Consider the following 20,122-nt stretch of genomic DNA (forward strand, 5'->3'; position numbering starts at 1 on the left):
AACAACAATAGAAACATTCTTTCTTTGATAAAGAATGTTTCTATTATTTACCCAACTTCTCTGCTAAGCTCTTCAACCAAACTTTCAACAGATTTTAGAGTTGTCAATTTTTCTGAATCAAAAATCAATTCAAGTTTTTTTTTGTTTTCTTCAAAAATAACAGGGAAGCTATACTCGTCGAGATTAGGATATGTTTCAAGAAAATCATTTTTATACATAAAAACGAATTCATGATCGGTATTCTCTCTAAAAATTCTCCACTCTTCTTTTTCAGAAAAGTTTCCATGAGTAAGACTACATAGACCACAAGCATATGTGCTGGGACTTATAATCTTATGAACCAAATCTATATATTTACTAAAAATATCAGACTTTGCATTGTACACAAAAATTATTTTTTTCTTCAATCTTCTAATTTATGTACTTAGTCTAGAATACTATAAAAACCTATCAATTATTGTTGTTTCAGTTCTAGTTTTTCTGCGAAATAATCACAGAAATCTTTCATTGTAGCTGTCATTTTTTCATCCTGAGTAGCTCTATGAAATGTATCACTCATTGCTACCAGTGTTTGATGAAAGAAAATTTTCATTTCGTCTACTGGCATATCTTTAGTCCATAAATCAATACGCAGGCTTTCTTTATTTTTACTATCCCAAACCGACAACAGCATCGCTTTAGTTTCTTCATCTTCTACACCTCCATCCTTAGCTGTCCATTTCAATTTTTCAGGAATGCGGTTTTCATCTAATGCGATATCTATTTTGATTTCAGATTTATGTTCAATTGCCATTATCTTGCTGGTTTATATTTTGAAGTATTAAAAATTGTTTCGGCATCGGCCAATAATAATTGTCGCAAAGATACATTGTTATTTTGCATATATGAAGTCACAATTCTCCAACCGATAAATTGCCCTACTCGATCTGGTGCTTCTTTATCAATTTCTTCTAAATAAAACTTTGAAAATGGCGCAGGATATAAAAATCTAGGCATTAATTCACTATCTGTGCTATACAAAAGTTGCTTATCTATAAAATATCTCCAGATTTGCTCTTCGTTAGCCATAACCCACTCATATTGTTCTTCTGTATATCCCATTTTTCTAGCTGCATCAGCTTTTGGCAATAGTAAATCCTTTAAATACAACTCTTTCCCAAAAGATATCAGGTTTCCTAAAAACGATCTATCTCTTATAGGTCCCACAAGGTTTTTAGCATAAGCCGAGGCTACATCGGGTACTATTTGATCTCTTTCAAAATTTTGTTTTAAATATTTTTGTATTGCCTCATAAAAATGATGATCCTTGCCCAAGTATGTATCTAAAGAGATAATCAATAGTCCTTTTGAAACTACTATTTTATTGCGATAATCTACATCTGAAGCTATTGTAATTATTCTTGGATCTTTTATTTCAGGAAAATAATATTTAAGATGCTGAAAAAGTGAATACAGCTCTTCTTTTTCCTTAGAAAGATCCGAAAATTTAGCACTTAATTCTTTATTAACTTCTAACTGAACAGTATCTTTTGTTCTATTAAGCCATATACTATCAGCATACTTTTCTGAAAACAGAAAAGGATATTCTTTCTTTAAATCGGGTAAATTCTCTTGCGTTAACCCGGCAAACAATTCATCAAAACGTTCAATTTCTAATTCGACTGGGATTTTAGCAATTTTCTTTTCAATTTCATTTTCTTTACCACATGAGTAAAAAACACAAAAAAGTATAATAAATTTTAATAATCTAGCACTATTCATTCTTAAAATATAATATGTCTCTAAATAATTTTTACATTTATAAAACGGCATCTTTTTTTATTAATTTTATAATTACAAAGATACTATATCGAGTTACGAATTACGAATTACAAATTGTCAATTACAAAACCACGAAGTAAATAATCTATTACAATATAAATCAATACATTAATAGAGATTCTTAAATTTCAAATCAGATACATTTGTCTTTCACTTTAGATAAAGAAATATTAAAAAATACAATATGCAGGTAGAAAAAACAGTCGATCATATCACCAATTGGTTAAAAGAATACGCAAACAATGCCAATATAGATGGTTTTGTTGTTGGTGTAAGTGGCGGAATTGATAGTGCAGTCACTTCTTCATTATGCGCAAATACAGGTTTAAAAGTACTTTGTGTAGAAATGCCAATACACCAGGCTCAAAGTCAAGTTAACAGAGCACAAGAACATATTGCGCAATTAAAACAGCGCTTTCCTAATGTTTCAGATGTTAGAGTAGATCTTACGTCTGTTTTTGAAGAATTCAAAAGTGTTGTTCCTAAAGTAGATTCGAGTGCACAACTTGATTTATCATTAGCCAATACCAGAGCCAGATTAAGAATGTCTACCCTATATTATTTTGCAGGTTTACATAAATATTTAGTTGCAGGTACTGGTAATAAAGTCGAAGATTTCGGGGTAGGTTTTTATACTAAATATGGAGATGGTGGTGTAGACTTAAGTCCAATTGCAGATTTATTGAAAAGTGAAGTATACGCTTTAGGAAAATCCCTTAACGTTCCCGAATCGATACAAGTTGCCCCACCAACAGATGGTTTGTTTGGTGATAGTCGAAGTGATGAAGATCAAATTGGTGCCAGTTATGATGAATTAGAATGGGCCATGAAAATGAAGGATGAAGGAAAAAATAGCAATGACTTTACAGGAAGAGAACAAGAAGTATTTAAAATTTTTATTCGTTTAAATACCGTAAATCAGCATAAAATGAAACCCATACCTGTCTGTAAAATACCCGTTGATCTATTATAATCAACATTTTATCGAGAAATTAATAAAAAAAAGTTTACAAGGATTAGTTCTTAGTAATTTTGCAGCAAGATTTAAAAATTACCCCTAACCGAGAAATGTTAAAACAAAAAAAGAAAAACTAACATTAACAATCGTAAACAAGAATGACAACCGTATTAATCGCTGATCATCATCCAATTACTAGGAAGGGGATCGTTTCTTTATTTCGCCACTCAGAAGATTATGAGATTACTGGTAAAGTAAGTAACGGTAACGAGATGTATGACATCTTAAAAGATAATACTCCAGATGTACTTATTATGGAGTTAGATCTGCCCCAAATTAATGGGATCATGGCATTAAGAACCATCAAAAAGGAATTTGCAGGAATAAAAGTTATTATTTTTAGTTCTCATCCAGAAGAAATGTACGCATTAAGTGCTATTAAAGCCGGTGCATCTGCATATTTATCTAAAACTGTCCCAACAAAAACGTTAAAAAAAGCAATAGAGCGTGTTGCTCGAGGAGGAATTTATTTAAATGACAATCTTACTCAACAATTAGCAAATGGTAATGCTAATGAAAATAATATGGTTGTTAAATACAAAAAATTATCCTCTAGAGAAATCGAAGTATTAAACCTTTTATCCTCTGGAAAGAGAAATAAGGATATTGCTACCACATTGTCAATTAACGAAAAGACGGTAAGTACATACAAGACAAGATTACTAAAAAAATTAAAAGTGGACAATCTTGCTGATTTAATCCATCAATCTAGATTATTGCATATTAGCTAGATCACTCGATTTAGTTTCCTGTATAGTAACTTTTTAAGAATTTGATAATCACGAATATCTTCTAAGACATTCATGTTATTTTCAATATTTTGAGCTTTCACTTCTTGTGAAAGCTCTTGTATTTTTTGATCGATTAGAAATCCTCTTAGGCTCAATATTGTAGTATTTACATATTCTGCTATAGTTTCTGTCTTTTGCTTTACATGTATTTCCATGTCTGCCCATCTATGCAACTCATAGCGTTCTTCATTCATCATAATTTCAGTAATCTCAGAAGCTATTTCTGGTGGGATTTTATTTATAAAATTCTCAACTTTAAATTCGTCAACTTGATTTAATTCTTCGATCAAAATAGCATAAACATCTTTAAAAACTTGATCTGTAAACTCAACTTCGTCATCCTGCAAGTCAAGATAGATTTTTTCAAAAACCTTTATCTTATGGATTTCAGGTTCTAAGACAAGTTCTCCTTCTTCATTTTCTTTCATTATCAGATCTTCAAACTCTTCTTCTTGAACACCGTACATTAATAAAGCCTTAATTAAGTGACGTTCTAAAACGTATTGCCTGTTTACTTTAGGTTGTTTTGGAGTTTCAGTTTTTACAACCTCAAGAGATTTTTGTTCCTTTTTTTGTTGTTTTCGCTGATCTTTTTCGCCTACATTACGTATTTGTGCTAAAGTATCAAATAGCACATCTTCAGAAATATCCATAATACGAGAACATTCTCGTACATAAATTTCTCGTTTAATAACATCTGGAATTTTTGAAATACTAGTCACCATATCCCTAATCAATTCGGCTTTCTTGATTGGGTCATTTTTTGATTCTTTCTGTAACAAGGATGCCTTAAAACTTATAAAATCTTGACTATGTTCTTCTAAATATGATGTTAATTCTTCTAATGTATTTTGTTTTGCAAAACTATCAGGGTCTTCTCCTTCAGGAAAGCTACATACTTTTACATTCATACCCTGTTCTAGAATGAGATCTATCCCACGAATAGATGCTCTCATACCAGCGGCATCACTATCAAAAAGTACTGTAATATTTTTTGTAAGTCTGTTGATTAATCGAATTTGATCACTTGTAAGTGCTGTCCCCGAAGATGAAACTACATTGCTTACTCCCGTTTGATTAAACTGAATAACATCTGTATATCCTTCTACCAAAAAGCAATTATCTTCTTTAGCAATTGCTTGCTTGGCATGATAAATACCGTACAAAACTTTACTTTTATGATAGATATCGCTCTCTGGAGAGTTAAGATATTTTGCTGCTTTTTTTTCATTGGTTAAAATCCTACCACCAAAACCGAGCACACGCCCCGACATAGATTGTATTGGAAACATGACTCTACCCTTAAAACGATCGAACTGTTTTTCTTCTTTTACAATAGTCAATCCCGTTTTTTCCAGATATTCTAACTTATATCCTTTTTTAATAGCTTCTGCCGTAAATGCATCCCATACGTCTGGTGAATATCCTAATCCAAACTTTTTAATAGTTTCATCTGTAAAACCACGTTCTTTAAAATAGGTCAGTCCAATAGCTTTACCTTTTTCTGTTTTATGTAAAGAGTTTTGAAAAAACGTATTTGCAAACTCGCTAACCAAGTACATACTCTCACGCTCATCGGCTTGTTGTTTCTGTTCATCGGTCTGCTCTGTTTCTTCAATTTCAATATTATATTTCTTAGCTAAATATTTAATTGCTTCTGGATAAGTAAAGTGCTCATGCTCCATCAAAAATGCTACAGCATTACCACCTTTACCACTAGAAAAATCTTTCCATATTTGTTTTACAGGAGATACCATAAAAGAAGGAGTTCTTTCTTCACTAAATGGACTTAATCCTTTAAAATTACTTCCTGATTTCTTTAACTGAACAAAATCACCTATTACCTCTTCTAATCGAACAGCCTCAAAAACAGCATCTATTGTAGATTTATGAATCATTTTCCAGTTACCTTTTTTATTCTTTTACCACCTTTAAAGGTTTTACTTGTATACTTCCAAATCAATTTTAAGATTAAGATTAAATTTTTATTCCTACTCTAAAACGAGTAAAATTATCATCTCTTAAAAAAGCATTTCATATGCGTTCTCAATACAAAAGTAGCATAATCAATAATAGTAGGCTAAACTACAATTTTCAATCAAAAAACACCTCATTTATGTATTGATAAGATTCACTTTTATCACTTTTTCATAGAAACAACTAATTATCATCAAAATAGAACAAAACCAAACATACTGTGGGATTCTTTACTATTTGATCGAAAAAATCTCACGAATTTGAAGTCGAAATATTCCTCTTTAAAGCCTTTTTTTCCTCTTCACATAGATTTAATTTAAAAACACGGTTTCCTGTCTTTTATTTGCTCAAAAATTAATCATATAAACATTAAACATAAAAAAATTGTTATGAAAAAGTTGAATTATTTATTTGTACTGGCTCTTATATTTATTGGGTGTAGTGAAGATGACTATAACTCTGACACTCCTTCAGAACCAAATCCTATAGCGAATGCTATTCAGTTAAAAAATGACGCTACCTTTGGGAGCATCATTACCGATAAAGATGGTAATTCTTTATATTTCTTCTCTCAAGACACTAAAAGTACTTCGAACTGTAGTGGTGGATGTATTAACGCATGGCCAGTTTTTTATACTGAAACCGTAACTCTAGATAGTGGATTGGACGCTGCTGACTTTGGAGAGATTACTCGTGAAGATGGTGCAAAACAAACAACTTATAAAGGTTGGCCACTATACTTTTTTGCAAATGACAATGCCGCTGGCGATACGAATGGAGATGGAGTCGGAAGCAATTGGTACATTGCAAAACCAGATTATTCTCTTATGATCGCTCAAGCTCAGTTAGTAGGGAGAGATGCTGCAGGAAACACAACAAATCTTACAAGTGATTTTACACCTGGAGACGAATTGACCTTTTACATCACAGACTCAAGAGGGAATACATTATATAAATTTGCAAATGACACAAGAGACAATAACAATTTCACCGCTGATGATTTTTCTAACAATGGTGTATGGCCAATATATAATACTGATCTAAATAGATTACCAAGTATTTTAAATGCTAGTGATTTTGGAACTATCGATGTCTTCGGAAGAACACAAATGACATTTAGAGGATCTCCTTTGTATAAATTTGGACAAGATGCTCAAAGAGGTGATAACTTTGGAGTAGGGTTTCCATCTGCTGGTGTATGGCCAACTGTAAATCAAAATACAGAACCTGCTCCAGAACCAGTTGCAAACGCAATCCAATTAGCAGAAGACGCCACTTTTGGAAAAATACTTACTGACAAAGATGGTAATTCTTTATATTTCTTTTCACAAGATGCTAAAGGTACTTCTAACTGTAGTGGTGGATGTATCACAGCGTGGCCAGTTTTTTATACTGAAGATGTAACCCTTGATAGTGGATTAGATGCCGCAGATTTCGCAGTAATTACTCGCGAAGATGGAGCAAAACAAACTACTTACAAAGGTTGGCCACTTTACTTTTTTGCAAATGATGCTACTGCAGGAGACACTAATGGAGATGGTGTTGGAAACAACTGGTACATCGCAAAACCAGATTACTCTCTTATGATTGCTCAAGCTCAATTAGTAGGGAGAGATGCGGCTGGAAACACAACAAATCTTACAAGTGATTTTACTCCTGGAGATGGATTAACATTTTATATCACAGATTCAAGAGGAAATACTTTATATAAGTTTTCAAATGATACAAGAGATACCAATAACTTCACTGCAAATGATTTTTCTAACAATGGTGTATGGCCAATATACAATACTGAATTAGTTAAATTACCAAGTATTTTAAATGCCAGCGATTTTGGAACTATTGATGTATTTGGGAGAACGCAAATGACATTTAAAGGATTCCCTTTATATAAATTTGGCCAAGATGAAAATAGAGGTGATAACTTTGGAGTAGGGTTTCCGTCTGCTGGTGTATGGCCAACAGTTAATCAAGACACAGAACCTGCTCCTGCAGCAGGTCTAAGTACAGATACTTATACAGGATATTAATAAACATCGTCGAGATTATTTTACCTGATTATTTATTATGTTAACTTAACATAAAAAGAAGAGGCTGTCTTTTTTAAGACAGCCTCTTCATATACTAATTAATATATACTATTTTAATTATTTACTCTTTACTAAACATTCTAGTTACAAAAGTCTCATCTTTTCCTGTAATTCTTGCAAAATATGTTCCTGTTGGGAAGGAACTAACATTAATTTGTGCTTCAGCTCCCTCATATACACGTTGACCATACATAGAGAAAATTTCTACATTTTGAATAGATTTCTTACCTACAGAAATATTTAATATATTCTTAGCTGGAACAGGATATATCTTAAAGGCATTATTCCCCGCATCAAGATCACTTAATGCATATGTTTCTAATCTCACTGTAGACGCTTCTACACAAAATGATGTAGCTTCGCTAGTAGTAAATTCACCACCAGAAACAATTTCTCCAGCACTGCTTGATAATGTATAAGATCCATTACCAAATGAGCAACAAATACCATCTCCAAAAGAATCAGAAATTGTAAATGTATAAGTTCCTGCTGCTAAACCAGAAATAGTTTCAGAAACTGTAGATCCATCAGGATTAGCTGTAGAATAGCTTTCAGATGCTACTGTTGTTCCTCCTGCATCAGTTACTGCCCAAGAAGTTTCTTGAGGGTAATTATCAAAAGTAACACTTAATGTTAAATCTCCTGAAGCACAATCTGATCCACCTGGTCCTCCAGCAGCCGTAAGAGAGATACTATCTATTGCCGCATCAGCTCGCCATGTGTTCCCGGTTACTCGATTAAATCGTAATTGAATTCCTGATCCTACATAAGCAGCTAAATCAACAGTACCTGTTTGCCATGAATTTCCTTGATTTCCATTTCTAGTCCAAAGACTTGTCCAAGTAGCACCTTCATCATTACTAACTTCAACATCTAACGAACCAAAATTTCCTGCTCCAAACATATGATATCTAAAAGAGAAAACAGCCGTAGTAGCACTATTAAGATCAAAACATGGAGAAGTAAGAATTGCACGTTTATTAGGGAATCCTGTACCATTTCCTGATGCTTCTACATAAACATATGTTGATCCATCATCGGCACTTGACGGTCCCGTATTGTTTGATGGAGTACCATTTGCATCTCTGGTCCAATCAAGATCATCACCTGTATCTTGAGTCCAACCTCCAAAGTCTGCTTCAAAACTTTCACTATATGGAAGTTCTGCTCCATTTAAACAGCCTGGTCCATTATCTAATGTAGTGATACGAATACTATCACTAGCTGCAGATGTATTTCCTGCCGCATCTTTTGCTGCAACGGTAAAAGTATATGTAGTTTGTGGAGACAATCCAGTAATCGTTGCTGTTGTTTCTGTTACGGTTGCTACAACTACACCGTCTTGAGACACATCATACTCTGCAACACCTACATTGTCTGTAGAAGCATCCCAACTTAATATGGTTTGTGTATTTGTAGTACCTGAAGCAGTCAAGTTAGCTGGAATTGATGGTGCTGTTGTATCTGGAGCATCAGTAGTAACGTTAATAGAATTACTTGCTGCCGACTCATTTCCTGCAGCATCTTTTGCTACCACAGAAAATGCATACGTAGTTTCTGCGGTTAACCCTGTTATTGTAGCTGTTGTTGTTGCTACGGTTGCTACCACAACACCATCCTGAGAAACATCGTATGCCGTAACACCTATATTATCTGTAGATGCATCCCATGTTAACGTAGTTTCCATATCTGTAGTACCAGATGCCACTAAGTTTGCAGGTGCAGTTGGTGCTTCAGTATCTGGAGTATCAGGCATTAATTTAAAAGCTACTACATGACTTTTTCTTACGCCAGCTCCACCACTTCTCATATACTCACCTATGTGCCAGAAAGTCATATCATCTAACGGATCTATTGTCATTTGAGCATAATCTCCAAAACGATTACCAGGTACTTGACTATCGCCATTTACAGAAACTTTCTCAGCAAGAGTCATCGTTCCTAATGGATCATTTGCCAATCGCCCAGTATATCTAATTGAAGCAAATACACTAGTACTAACTACATTATACGCAAGTCCAATATTACCTTGAGCATCTTGAGCAATACTACCACAAAAGGCGCTTAACCCATCTGGTTGCGCATAAGTTCCTTCTTGATAGATTGTCCAAGGTTGTCCATCACCAGTTTGTCGTAATTCGTACCAACGAATTCCAGCCAAATCATCATTTCCATCAAGATCTACTACAAAATTCATTACTACAGAGTTATGTGTACCAAAACGTCTGTAATTAGTCATATACATCACTGTAGCCTGTAATGCATCTATGTCTTGTCCACCTCCTGGTTGTGATAAATTAGAAAAACTTCCATTATCAAATACACTATCAAAAGGAGTTGTAGGAATCTCTATAGGTTGTGAAATTGTAGAACTACCTGGGTTTGCCCAATTAATATTGGTATTCCACATTTTTAAATGATCATTAGAAACTCCTGCCCAAGCATCATCCTGTAGGTAAATAATAGAATTCGAAGTTCCCACTGGAGGTAAAGTAGCCCCAGTAGAGTTAAAACTTGCAGGGCTATAGAAACCACTTGATGCAGCTCCAGCAAGTTGAAATCCAACAAATCCCGCATTAGGATCCCCTGTAAGCATCTTATCTCTTTCGGCAACATAAACTGTTTCTAAAGTTCCTAAACCACCACTTGGTGCTTTATTAGTTGTAAGATAATATCCATCACTCCATATAGAAAGTTTTTCATAATCAGGAAATTCATTAGTATTAAATCTATATGTGAACCATCCATCATTTACAGGATCTGGTCCTTGCCCCACAGCAATAAGGATACTGTTAGGAGTATTACTGAACTCCATGATAATAAAACGATCAGCATAATTATCATATACCACTATCGGGTCTCCAAGGTCTTCACCGGGAAATATTGTAGTTAGAGACGCTTCTGGTAATAATACATTACCTGCTCTATCTAAAATTCCGAATCCACGGTTAAATGCATATACATAATGATTCGGTCCTATAGCTCCCGTAGGGTCATTTAAAGGAGACCCCCCGAGGTGTGCATCAAAAGAAGCAACTTCTTCACTAAGTGTTGCTCTTATGGTATTATTTTTTTGTTTCGCCATTAAAGGATCACTCTGACCTGCAGCTGGCAAACCTTTACCTGGTATTACAGTATTACGACCGCTTCTTCTTACTGGTGCTGGTTGGTGTGCCATATTTTTAGCTGATAAAATATTATCCATCTGCGATAATGGAGGAATATTTTTAACATAAGCCGCCTTAGAAACTAAACTAGCTTTTTGAGGTGCTTTTTGAGCAATAAGCCCAAAACTACAAAACGTAAGTAGTGTTAAATAAATGAGTTTTGTTTTCATTTTGTGTGAAATTTTGGTTAATAGATTCTATTGTTTATATATAATTAGTATTAAGTTTAGTCTAGCTATTATTTTGTAGTAAAACACATGAATATTTTTACTTAATCTACAGGAAAGAACTACATTTATACAATAGACTAAATATAGAGCATTTGATCTGAAAATAAAAGTTCAAAATTCCTACAAATCATTAAAAACCAAATGATTACGTCTTAACCATAAAAATATTATGGATTTTTTATTCACCTATATATCTAACGGTAATTGATTTTTTGTAAAGTATTTAACAAGATTACGTTATACCCGTATTAAGTATATCGTATTTATAGGGTACTCATTATAATGCAAGGAAATCGCAATAATCATTAAAAAAAATGAAGTTATTTTCGAACCAAAAAGAGCTGCATATGTATGCAGCTCTCTTGGCTAAAATAAAAAAATAACACCTAATAATTGTATTGAAAACAGTTATATTAATTTTTTGTTAAAATTAACATCTTTGGTAATTCAGAGATCATCATAAGTCAAAACGTAGTCCAAGTGACACATTATTTTGTTCTATTATTGCATTTCTAAAAATTGGAGATAAATCATATTTGGCATATAACGTCATATCACCAAAACCTACATACGAACTTAAACCATAAATTAAGTCACTTGTATTATAATCTCTCTTAATTTTGTCTTTAATACGATTACCGTTTTCTTTAAATTTCAATTTCTGACGAGTACTTATGTTTACTCCTAAATAACCTCCAAATCCAATTCTAAATTTACGTGAAGTATCATATCTGATACTATTCTCTGTCTTTCTAACTTTTGATGCACCTAACTCTAAATGAACAGGGATAACCAAATTATCCATTCTAAACTTTGATTTATCTAACTCTACTCCAAATGTTTCTAAATTCGTTTGGTCTCCGTTTTCGACAAAGTATCGATTCTCGGTAGGTTTTAGTCCGTTTGATGTATATGAAATCCCATATTTAAACCGTAGAAGATTAGAGTTCTTAAACACTCTGGTTTTCCAAGCCCAGCCAAGTTCAAAAAATCTACTACCCCCAATTTTGTAATCCGAATCGTCTAATGACTGCCCCTCTACTATTGCGTTATTAAGTCCTACAGCTAGCACAATATTTGAAGTAGTTCTTTTATCATATTTTATCTTTCTCTCTTTTCCTGTATTTATTTTTAATCCAAGAAGAACATCTGCATTATCTTCTTCTGTAGTAAGCCCAATTACTATTCTTGGATCTTCCGTATTTATATTTTCTACACCATTACGTTCTAATAAAGCGATCTTATTATCTATTATCGCCAACCTATTTTCTATATTTAAAGCATGATTTTGAGCAGAAGCTTCTTTACGTTTTTGAGCCTCTTCTATTGTAATTTGATTTGCAGCTAATTTTTCATTTATTATTTCTACTTCTTTTTTCAATGCTTCTTTTTCGGTTGTAATTATACGTTCTTTTTGCCCTTTTAGTTTTTCAACTGCTCGATTAGTATCTTGTTCCTGAGCATTTAACAATTGGGCAATACATGTCATGGCCACAAATGCAGCAATTTTTGCTAATAACTTCATGTTTTTTTGATTTTTATTTGCAACCTTCCTCCTTTTTTGGAGGAAAATTGCAAGTGATGATTGATTGATGAATATTTTTAATTATCTCTTTCTACTACAGCTGTTCTAACTTTTTGGAAACCTTTTTTAAGTGCATCGAATACTCGTTGTTTAAAGCTTTCATCAAGTTCATTTTCGACATCTTGTAAGAGAGCCGAAGCACTTACTGCGCTAGATTTTATTATTTTACTGGTCGCTATTTCGCGTTGTGCATTCATTAATAGTTGATCAATTTCTGCATCAGTTACTTTTATATTATTTTTTTCCAGATCCTTAATTTGCGCTACTACAGTTGCTACCTTATCCTGAATTATTAAAGAATCAATTGGCAATACATTATCTGCTATACTTATAATGTCTTTATCATCTTGTCGTATTACTTCTTTTAATCGTACCTGATCATCGAGGGCGCTATTAATAGCTGTGTTACTTGAAGCCACATCACTAGAAGGTCTTACACTCTTAGAGCTAGTTCTTTCTTTATGTTTTTCTTTTGAAACGGTACTAGTTTTATTATCCTTGACTTGATTTGATAGCGTTGGTTTTTTTTCTTTTAGCAAATTTTCTTGAGTACTTTCGTTAACAATCCCGTTAATGTTTTCATTTTTAATTAACTCTTCATTATTTTCTACTATTTGCAGTTCGGGCTGCACTAATCCTATGGGTCTTTGATTTATAAATATAGAGGTTAGTAAGATTCCCACAAAAATAGCTGCAGCGCTGTATAGCCAAATCTTTTTACTTTGTTTTTTTTTGTGTTGAACGTTATCTAGCTCATTTGCTAAACGGTCCCACGAATCTTTAGAAGGTATTATAGCGCGTTGCTCTAGCTTTTCCTTCATCTTATCTTCAAATTTCAATGGCGCCATTATTTATATTATTTTGTTCGTTTAATTTTTGTTGCAATAGTTTTCTAGCTTTAAATAGTTGCGATTTTGATGTGCTTTCCGAAATCCCAAATGTTTTTGCTATCTCGCTATGTTTGTATCCTTCTATTGCATATAACACAAACACCATTCTATATCCTTCTGGTAAACTATCGATTAACATCTGAATTTGATCTACTTCTAATTCTGTATTAATATTATTCCACGATGCTTCTTGATAACCTGATATATCTTCTGTAAAAAAAATTTGTTTTTCTTTTCTTAAAAAAGAAATCGATTCATTGACCATAATCCTGCGTACCCATCCTTCAAAACTTCCTTCAAACTTAAAATTCTTTAAATTCGTAAAGACTTTTAAAAACCCACTAAGCATCACTTCTTCTGCAAAATGCACATCTTTAATATACCTTCTACATACACCTAGCATTTTTGGTGCATATGTAGTGTACAACTGTTGTTGTGCTTCTCGATGTTGCTTTGCCGCCTTTTTAATGAGTTGCGTTTCGCTTTTATAAAATTGAATAACTTTCAATATAAATAATTAAGTGATTAGATCTTCTATTAGCATAGACGATATAAAAAACAAAATAGTTGCCTAGAGGTTAAAAAAAATAAAGTTTTTATCTTTTTATCCAGTGATTACTATTATTTCTTTCTATCAATTACATAGTCGACCATCATTGTTAATGAAGATTTATAGTCTGAATCTGGGTATTCTGACAAAATTGATAGTGCTTCGTTTTTGAATTGATGCATAACGGTAATAGCGTAGTCTAGTCCTCCACTATTTTTTACAAATGCTATTACTTCTTTAACCCTTTTTTTATCTTTATTGTGGTTTTTTACAGAATTAATAAGCCATTTCCTTTTATCTTTAGATGCATGATTTAAGGTATAGATCAAAGGAAGTGTCATTTTTTGTTCTTTAATATCTATTCCTGTCGGTTTGCCTATTGCAGTGTCACCGTAGTCAAAAAGGTCATCTTTGATCTGAAATGCCATTCCGATTAATTCTCCAAATTTTCTCATTTTATGAACATCGTCTGAATCGGGTGAAACAGAACATGCTCCTAAACTACAACAGGCTGCAATTAAAGTTGCTGTTTTTTGACGAATAATTTCGTAGTAAACATCTTCAGTTATATCAAGGTTCCTAGCCTTTTCTATTTGTAAAAGCTCACCTTCGCTCATCTCTCTTACTGCAACAGAAATGATTTTTAAAAGATCAAAATCACCATGATCAATAGATAGTAATAAGCCTTTGGATAGTAAATAATCTCCAACCAATACTGCAATTTTATTTTTCCACAATGCATTGATTGAGAAAAAACCTCTTCGCCTATTAGAATCATCTACTACGTCATCATGAACCAGAGTTGCTGTATGTATTAGTTCTATTACTGAAGCTCCTCTGTAGGTTCTTTCGTTTACCTCACCACCTGAAACCATTTTAGAAACTAAAAACACAAACATAGGTCGCATTTGCTTCCCTTTTCTGTTTACTATATAATGTGTAATTCTATTTAGCAAGGCCACCTTAGAAGACATTGATTGTGAGAACTTCTGTTCAAAAAGTTCCATTTCATCAACAATAGGTAGCTTTATTTGCTCAACGACTTTCAATACGCGATACTAATTCTGATTTCTTACTAGGTGCGAAGATACTATAAATTGTTTTTTTGTAGACGGTTATCCTAGAATTATAGAAGATGAAAAAACGTTTTGGTGTACTATCATGATTTATTTGCCAATTGGCCACAAGCTGCATCAATATCCTTTCCTCTACTTCGGCGAACATTGACAACGATACCTCTTGCTTCTAATCCATTAATATAACTATTTATAGCTGCATCAGAAGCTTGCTGAAAATCTTTATCTCCAATAGCATTATATTCGATCAAATTTACTTTACATGGCACATAAGAACAAAATCTAATAAGTGCATCAATATCTTCTTGACTATCATTAATTCCTTTCCACACTACATATTCATACGTGATTCTACTTTTTGTTTTTAGGTACCAGTATTCTAATGCTTCTTTAAGGTCTTGTAAGGGGAATGTCTCATTAAAAGGCATGATAGATGTTCTTGTATCTTCTATGGCTGAATGTAACGAGACCGCTAGCTTAAACTTAACTTCATCGTCTGCCATCTTTTTTATCATTTTGGGTACACCCGATGTAGACACCGTGATTCTTTTCGGTGACATTCCTAACCCTTCAGAAGAGGTTATTTTATCAATAGCTTTAAGCACGTTATTATAATTCATCAGCGGTTCTCCCATACCCATAAATACGATATTGGATAAGGGCCTATTATGATACAACCTACTTTCTTTATCAATAGCTACCACCTGATCATAAATTTCATCCGGATTTAGGTTTCTCATTCTTTTTAAACGAGCCGTCGCACAAAACTTACAATCAAGACTACAGCCTACCTGTGACGATACACAAGCAGTTGTTCTTGTTGGAGTTGGAATTAATACAGACTCTACGATTAATCCATCGTGTAATCTTACAGCATTTTTTATAGTCCCATCTTTACTTTTTTGCATTTGATCAACCCGAATATGATTAATCACGAAATGTTCTTCGAGCACTTTTCTGGTAGTTAAAGAGATATTTGTCATATCTTCAAAATTATGAGCTCCTTTACTCCAAAGCCATTCATAAACTTGATTACCTCTAAATGCTTTATCTCCTATTTCTTCAAAAAAGGAACGCAATTGTTCTTTGGTTAATGTCCTTATATCTTTTTTCTTAACTTCCATGCTTTTACAAAAGTATAAAGATAATATGGTTCTTCACTGTCCATATACTCTCTTTATAAAAAATTAAAAACCCTGACATGATTATCAGGGTTTTCTTTATCAAGTTAATGACAATATTTTATTATATAAACTATTGTTTATTTCTTTATTCTTTTCCATTGTTGTGTTCCTCCGCTACCTTTATACTTCACATTAAGTATGTCTCGGTTATCAGGATCAATCCACATTTGACAATCAGAAACTTTACCATCTCTTATATTCGTAAATTTCCCGTTTGTATACCTGTCACCTTTTAGCTCTAATCTTTTAATAATTACAAGGCCTTCAATCTTTTTATTTTTATCATCTCCCTGGCATTCGTAACAAACAGCATCTCTTTCTGATTGACGTAACATTCTTTCTATAGCTCCAAACACTTTATTTTTTATAACATACAATTGTATTGTACTAAGAGCTACACCGGTCTTTTTATCTACCATTTTCCATTTTCCTAAGACAGGATTACCTTCGTAAGATGCTAAAAGACTTTCTTTTAATTCTGTATCGACTGGGTTTTCTCCTAACCAAATTTTAAATAGTGCATTTTTAAATTCGGTACTTGTCATTTTACCTAAAAGTTCTTTATTCTTAAATACAGAAAGATTACCTCCTTTTGTGTGTAAGATTCTAAAAATATCAAACTTATTAACTTGAGTAGGTAAAATATTGAGGAAATCTCTAATTTGATTTTCTAAAAGATAACTATTACCATCTGTAGCTACTTCTAATCCGTTTCGCACAATATCCTTAAGTTCTTGACTAGAGATTGATGAAGTAACTTTGATAGTGATAGCCATTGTATCATCTTTTTCTGCTACTTTTAGACCATCTTCTACTCCATTAACTTCAAAATCTAAATATAATGCTACTGCATAAAGTTTATCTCTAGTTCCGGCTCCATTAAGCATTAGCTCACTTTTACCAAACATATCCACGTCATTAAAATAAACACTCCCGACTTTGGTTTGAGAAAAGGAGCTGGCAGTAATAAAAAGTGCCATGTAAAAAATAACTTTTTTCATTGTATAATATAGGTTTAGTTCTTAATATCAATTTGGTTATACAAAAAACGATCCAATCTTTCAAAATATATGCTTAGTTGCACAATTTTAGTTGATTTTATCGATAAAAAACATTATTTACCGACATGTAACGTTTTGTATGTTACGGTTTACCCGTAATTTTTTTCGAATGCGAAAATAGCACTTTTTTAGAAAAAAAATAACTTAAATGCCTAATTTTTAGAAAATTATCATAAAAATCCCATTTAACAGCTAGCTAAATAGGATTTTCATATTTATGCGGGTTTCTTTACTTAATTCTTAGATAATTAACATTGCATCACCATAAGAATAAAATTTATACTTTTCTTTAACAGCTTCTTCATATGCTTTTTTCAGAAAATCATGTCCTGCAAAAGCTGAAACCATCATTAATAAAGTAGATTTTGGTGTATGGAAATTTGTAATCATGCAATTTGCAATACTAAAATCATACGGTGGAAAAATAAACTTATTAGTCCATCCTCTAAATTCATTTAGTGTATGTTCTGAAGACACAGAACTCTCTAAGGCTCTCATAACTGTAGTACCTACAGCGCATATTTTTCTCTTTTGAGTAATCCCATTGTTAATGATATTAGTTGCATGAGCAGTTATATACGCTTCTTCACTATCCATTTTATGTTTTGATAGATCTTCTACTTCTACTGGGTTGAATGTTCCTAAACCAACGTGTAATGTTACTTCTGCAAAATCCACTCCTTTAATTTCCAAACGTTTCATTAAATGCTTAGAAAAATGCAATCCAGCTGTAGGGGCTGCTACTGCTCCTTCATTTTTTGCGTATATTGTTTGATACCTTTCTTCATCTTCTGGCTCTGTATCTCTTTTGATATACTTAGGTAAAGGTGTTTCTCCTAAGTCGGTAAGTTTTTGTCTAAACTCATCGTATGATCCATCATACAGAAAACGTAAGGTACGACCTCTAGATGTAGTATTATCAATAACTTCTGCTACCAAGCTCTCATCATCACCGAAATAAAGCTTATTTCCAATACGGATTTTTCTGGCAGGGTCTACAAGAACATCCCATAGACGTGTTTCTGAATTTAATTCACGAAGTAAGAAAACCTCGATTCTAGCACCAGTTTTTTCTTTATTTCCATATAACCTAGCAGGAAAAACCTTCGTATTATTAACCACCATTACATCGTTGGGCTCGAAATAATCAATAAGGTCTTTAAAATATTTATGTTCAATGGTTTGCTCTTTTCTATTAAGAACCATTAAACGAGCTTCGTCTCTGTTTTCTGCAGGGTATTCTGCTAATAACTCTTGCGGAAGATCAAAATGGAAATGCGATAATTTCATTCGTGTCTGTTTTTTTGAAGGTGCAAATATACAATCTCGTGATAGGGGTTGTCAAGTAAATTGATATATAATTTCAATTCACTTCATTAAATTTCATTTGATTTCGAAACAAATCCACACAAAGAAACGATTATTAACAACCTACAAAACAATAAAACAATCTTTTAATTATGATGTCGTTTGAATGCCTAATCTATTCAAATCTGCCCAAAAATCAGGATACGATTTAGAGACAACATTAGCATCTTCTACATACAACGAAGTTCTAAGTGCTAATGGCGCAAAAGCCATTGCCATACGATGATCATTATAGGTTGCAATAGAAATATCTTTCTTAATTGAATTTGCAGGCATCAACCTAAGCGTATCTTGAGTAATTACAACTTGTCCGCCCATCTTTTCAATTTCTGTTTTTAACGCTTCTAATCTATCGGTCTCCTTAATTTTCAATGTATGAAGACCTGTTAAATAACAACCTATTCCTAATCCGAAACAAGTAACAACGATTGTCTGCGCAATATCAGGAGAATTAGACAAGTCTAACACTTCTGGCAACTTACAAGTGGTGCTTTTTGTATTTTTAAGAGTAATGGTATGGTTTTTAAAAGTGGTTTGAATACCGAGGTGCTTATAGATCTCAATTAATGATGAATCGCCCTGGTAACTTTCTTCTTTAAAGCTTCCTATTGTAATATCTGCATTATCAGATAATGCTGCTATACTATAGAAATAAGAGGCAGAACTCCAATCTGACTCTACGATTACATTTTTTGATAGTGCTTGAAGATTTGGTTGGATTGTAATTACGTTTTCCTCAAAAGTACCTGAGATACCAACATCTTTTAAAAGGTTTAGTGTCATATTAATATATGGTACCGAGGTAACTTTTCCTTCTAAAGTTATGATCAAACCGTCTGGTAAAGAAGCAGCAATCAGCATTAATGCAGAAATATATTGACTACTTACATTAGCTTGTAGTTTGACTTTGTTAGTATTTGGTTTTTTGCCAATAATTCGAATTGGTGGGTACCCCTCTTCTTTTTCATACGTAATTTCGCATCCTAATTGACGTAAAGCTTCTACCAGTATTTTTATAGGTCTTTCTTGCATTCTTTTACTTCCGGTAAGCACAGTTTCTCTTCCTTCTTTGACTGCAAAATAAGCGGTAAGAAATCGCATTGCGGTTCCTGCATGATGAATATCCACAATAGTTTCATTGCTATTTAATGCTTTTTGCATTAATACTGAATCATCACTATTAGAAACATTTTCGATTGTTATATTTGGATATAATGCACGGAGTATTAATAATCTATTGGTTTCACTTTTTGAACCCGTAATCTGTAAGGTAGTATTATCTATTTTAGAAATACTTGGTAATTTCAAATTCAT

16 protein-coding genes are annotated in these 20,122 nt (G+C 32.9%); 3 read left to right on the forward strand and 13 right to left on the reverse strand.

Annotated elements, in window-relative coordinates:
• Positions 1-47: 47 nt before the first annotated feature.
• Genes AWE51_RS18810 through gldB form a run of 3 tightly spaced genes read right to left on the reverse strand, consistent with a single transcriptional unit; the run spans position 48 to position 1,761 of the window.
• Positions 48-407, reverse strand: a complete 360-nt coding sequence (locus AWE51_RS18810; RefSeq protein WP_066316718.1) for a hypothetical protein — start codon at positions 405-407, stop codon at positions 48-50.
• 47 nt (positions 408-454) lie between these two features.
• Positions 455-793 (reverse strand): gliding motility protein GldC, encoded by a 339-nt coding sequence (gene gldC / locus AWE51_RS18815; RefSeq protein WP_066316723.1) that lies wholly within the window; start codon positions 791-793, stop codon positions 455-457.
• A complete protein-coding gene (gldB, locus tag AWE51_RS18820; RefSeq protein ID WP_066316725.1) occupies positions 793-1,761 on the reverse strand; it encodes a gliding motility lipoprotein GldB in 969 nt (322 codons plus the stop codon). Before gldB ends, gldC begins: the two co-directional genes overlap by 1 nt.
• Before the next feature lie 244 nt (positions 1,762-2,005).
• Here gldB and nadE point away from each other — a divergent pair, with 244 nt between their 5' ends.
• Together nadE and AWE51_RS18830 are read left to right on the forward strand one after the other, a co-directional pair.
• On the forward strand, positions 2,006-2,794 hold the full coding sequence (gene nadE / locus AWE51_RS18825; RefSeq protein WP_066316732.1) for an NAD(+) synthase: 789 nt from the start codon (positions 2,006-2,008) through the stop codon (positions 2,792-2,794).
• A 143-nt stretch (positions 2,795-2,937) separates the two neighbouring features.
• Entirely contained in the window at positions 2,938-3,570 is a 633-nt protein-coding gene (locus AWE51_RS18830) for a response regulator (RefSeq protein ID WP_066316736.1), read from the forward strand.
• On the opposite strand, the gene dnaG is transcribed toward AWE51_RS18830, so the two are convergent.
• On the reverse strand, positions 3,567-5,528 hold the full coding sequence (gene dnaG / locus AWE51_RS18835; RefSeq protein ID WP_066316738.1) for a DNA primase: 1,962 nt from the start codon (positions 5,526-5,528) through the stop codon (positions 3,567-3,569). The two genes, AWE51_RS18830 and dnaG, sit on opposite strands and share 4 nt — an antisense overlap.
• A gap of 468 nt (positions 5,529-5,996) precedes the next feature.
• Between dnaG and AWE51_RS18840 the strand changes: the two genes are divergently transcribed.
• Entirely contained in the window at positions 5,997-7,637 is a 1,641-nt protein-coding gene (locus tag AWE51_RS18840) for a hypothetical protein (RefSeq protein WP_066316741.1), read from the forward strand.
• A 121-nt stretch (positions 7,638-7,758) separates the two neighbouring features.
• Here AWE51_RS18840 and AWE51_RS18845 read toward each other — a convergent pair whose 3' ends face one another.
• The 9 genes from AWE51_RS18845 to AWE51_RS18885 form a co-directional block, all read right to left on the reverse strand.
• Positions 7,759-11,034 (reverse strand): fibronectin type III domain-containing protein, encoded by a 3,276-nt coding sequence (locus tag AWE51_RS18845; RefSeq protein WP_066316743.1) that lies wholly within the window; start codon positions 11,032-11,034, stop codon positions 7,759-7,761.
• A gap of 517 nt (positions 11,035-11,551) precedes the next feature.
• The gene (locus AWE51_RS18850; protein ID WP_066316746.1) at positions 11,552-12,619 is read right to left on the reverse strand and encodes a porin family protein; all 1,068 of its coding nucleotides are present in this window, start codon (positions 12,617-12,619) and stop codon (positions 11,552-11,554) included.
• A gap of 77 nt (positions 12,620-12,696) precedes the next feature.
• Positions 12,697-13,527, reverse strand: a complete 831-nt coding sequence (locus AWE51_RS18855; protein WP_066316747.1) for a hypothetical protein — start codon at positions 13,525-13,527, stop codon at positions 12,697-12,699.
• Entirely contained in the window at positions 13,508-14,077 is a 570-nt protein-coding gene (locus tag AWE51_RS18860; RefSeq protein ID WP_066316748.1) for an RNA polymerase sigma factor, read from the reverse strand. Before AWE51_RS18860 ends, AWE51_RS18855 begins: the two co-directional genes overlap by 20 nt.
• Before the next feature lie 113 nt (positions 14,078-14,190).
• Entirely contained in the window at positions 14,191-15,168 is a 978-nt protein-coding gene (locus AWE51_RS18865; protein ID WP_066316754.1) for a polyprenyl synthetase family protein, read from the reverse strand.
• Between the two features lie 110 nt (positions 15,169-15,278).
• On the reverse strand, positions 15,279-16,319 hold the full coding sequence (gene rlmN / locus AWE51_RS18870; protein WP_066316755.1) for a 23S rRNA (adenine(2503)-C(2))-methyltransferase RlmN: 1,041 nt from the start codon (positions 16,317-16,319) through the stop codon (positions 15,279-15,281).
• 137 nt (positions 16,320-16,456) lie between these two features.
• A complete protein-coding gene (locus AWE51_RS18875) occupies positions 16,457-17,380 on the reverse strand; it encodes a chalcone isomerase family protein (protein ID WP_066316756.1) in 924 nt (307 codons plus the stop codon).
• 300 nt (positions 17,381-17,680) lie between these two features.
• Complete coding sequence (queA, locus tag AWE51_RS18880; protein WP_066316759.1) at positions 17,681-18,730, reverse strand: tRNA preQ1(34) S-adenosylmethionine ribosyltransferase-isomerase QueA; 1,050 nt, start codon at positions 18,728-18,730, stop codon at positions 17,681-17,683.
• 168 nt (positions 18,731-18,898) lie between these two features.
• A complete protein-coding gene (locus AWE51_RS18885; RefSeq protein WP_066316761.1) occupies positions 18,899-20,122 on the reverse strand; it encodes a 3-phosphoshikimate 1-carboxyvinyltransferase in 1,224 nt (407 codons plus the stop codon).

Origin of the sequence: Aquimarina aggregata, from assembly GCF_001632745.1 — a bacterium.
GTDB lineage: Bacteria > Bacteroidota > Bacteroidia > Flavobacteriales > Flavobacteriaceae > Aquimarina > Aquimarina aggregata.

Bases quoted from the DNA above. Each gene is read 5' to 3' on its own strand.
- dnaG (WP_066316738.1), bottom strand. From the start codon at position 5,528: ATGATTCATAAATCTACAATAGATGCTGTTTTTGAGGCTGTTCGATTA.
- gldC (WP_066316723.1), bottom strand. From the start codon at position 793: ATGGCAATTGAACATAAATCTGAAATCAAAATAGATATCGCATTAGAT.
- AWE51_RS18840 (WP_066316741.1), top strand. From the start codon at position 5,997: ATGAAAAAGTTGAATTATTTATTTGTACTGGCTCTTATATTTATTGGG.
- AWE51_RS18885 (WP_066316761.1), bottom strand. From the start codon at position 20,122: ATGAATTTGAAATTACCAAGTATTTCTAAAATAGATAATACTACCTTA.
- queA (WP_066316759.1), bottom strand. From the start codon at position 18,730: ATGAAATTATCGCATTTCCATTTTGATCTTCCGCAAGAGTTATTAGCA.
- AWE51_RS18855 (WP_066316747.1), bottom strand. From the start codon at position 13,527: ATGGCGCCATTGAAATTTGAAGATAAGATGAAGGAAAAGCTAGAGCAA.
- nadE (WP_066316732.1), top strand. From the start codon at position 2,006: ATGCAGGTAGAAAAAACAGTCGATCATATCACCAATTGGTTAAAAGAA.
- AWE51_RS18845 (WP_066316743.1), bottom strand. From the start codon at position 11,034: ATGAAAACAAAACTCATTTATTTAACACTACTTACGTTTTGTAGTTTT.
- AWE51_RS18830 (WP_066316736.1), top strand. From the start codon at position 2,938: ATGACAACCGTATTAATCGCTGATCATCATCCAATTACTAGGAAGGGG.
- AWE51_RS18875 (WP_066316756.1), bottom strand. From the start codon at position 17,380: ATGAAAAAAGTTATTTTTTACATGGCACTTTTTATTACTGCCAGCTCC.
- rlmN (WP_066316755.1), bottom strand. From the start codon at position 16,319: ATGGAAGTTAAGAAAAAAGATATAAGGACATTAACCAAAGAACAATTG.
- gldB (WP_066316725.1), bottom strand. From the start codon at position 1,761: ATGAATAGTGCTAGATTATTAAAATTTATTATACTTTTTTGTGTTTTT.
- AWE51_RS18850 (WP_066316746.1), bottom strand. From the start codon at position 12,619: ATGAAGTTATTAGCAAAAATTGCTGCATTTGTGGCCATGACATGTATT.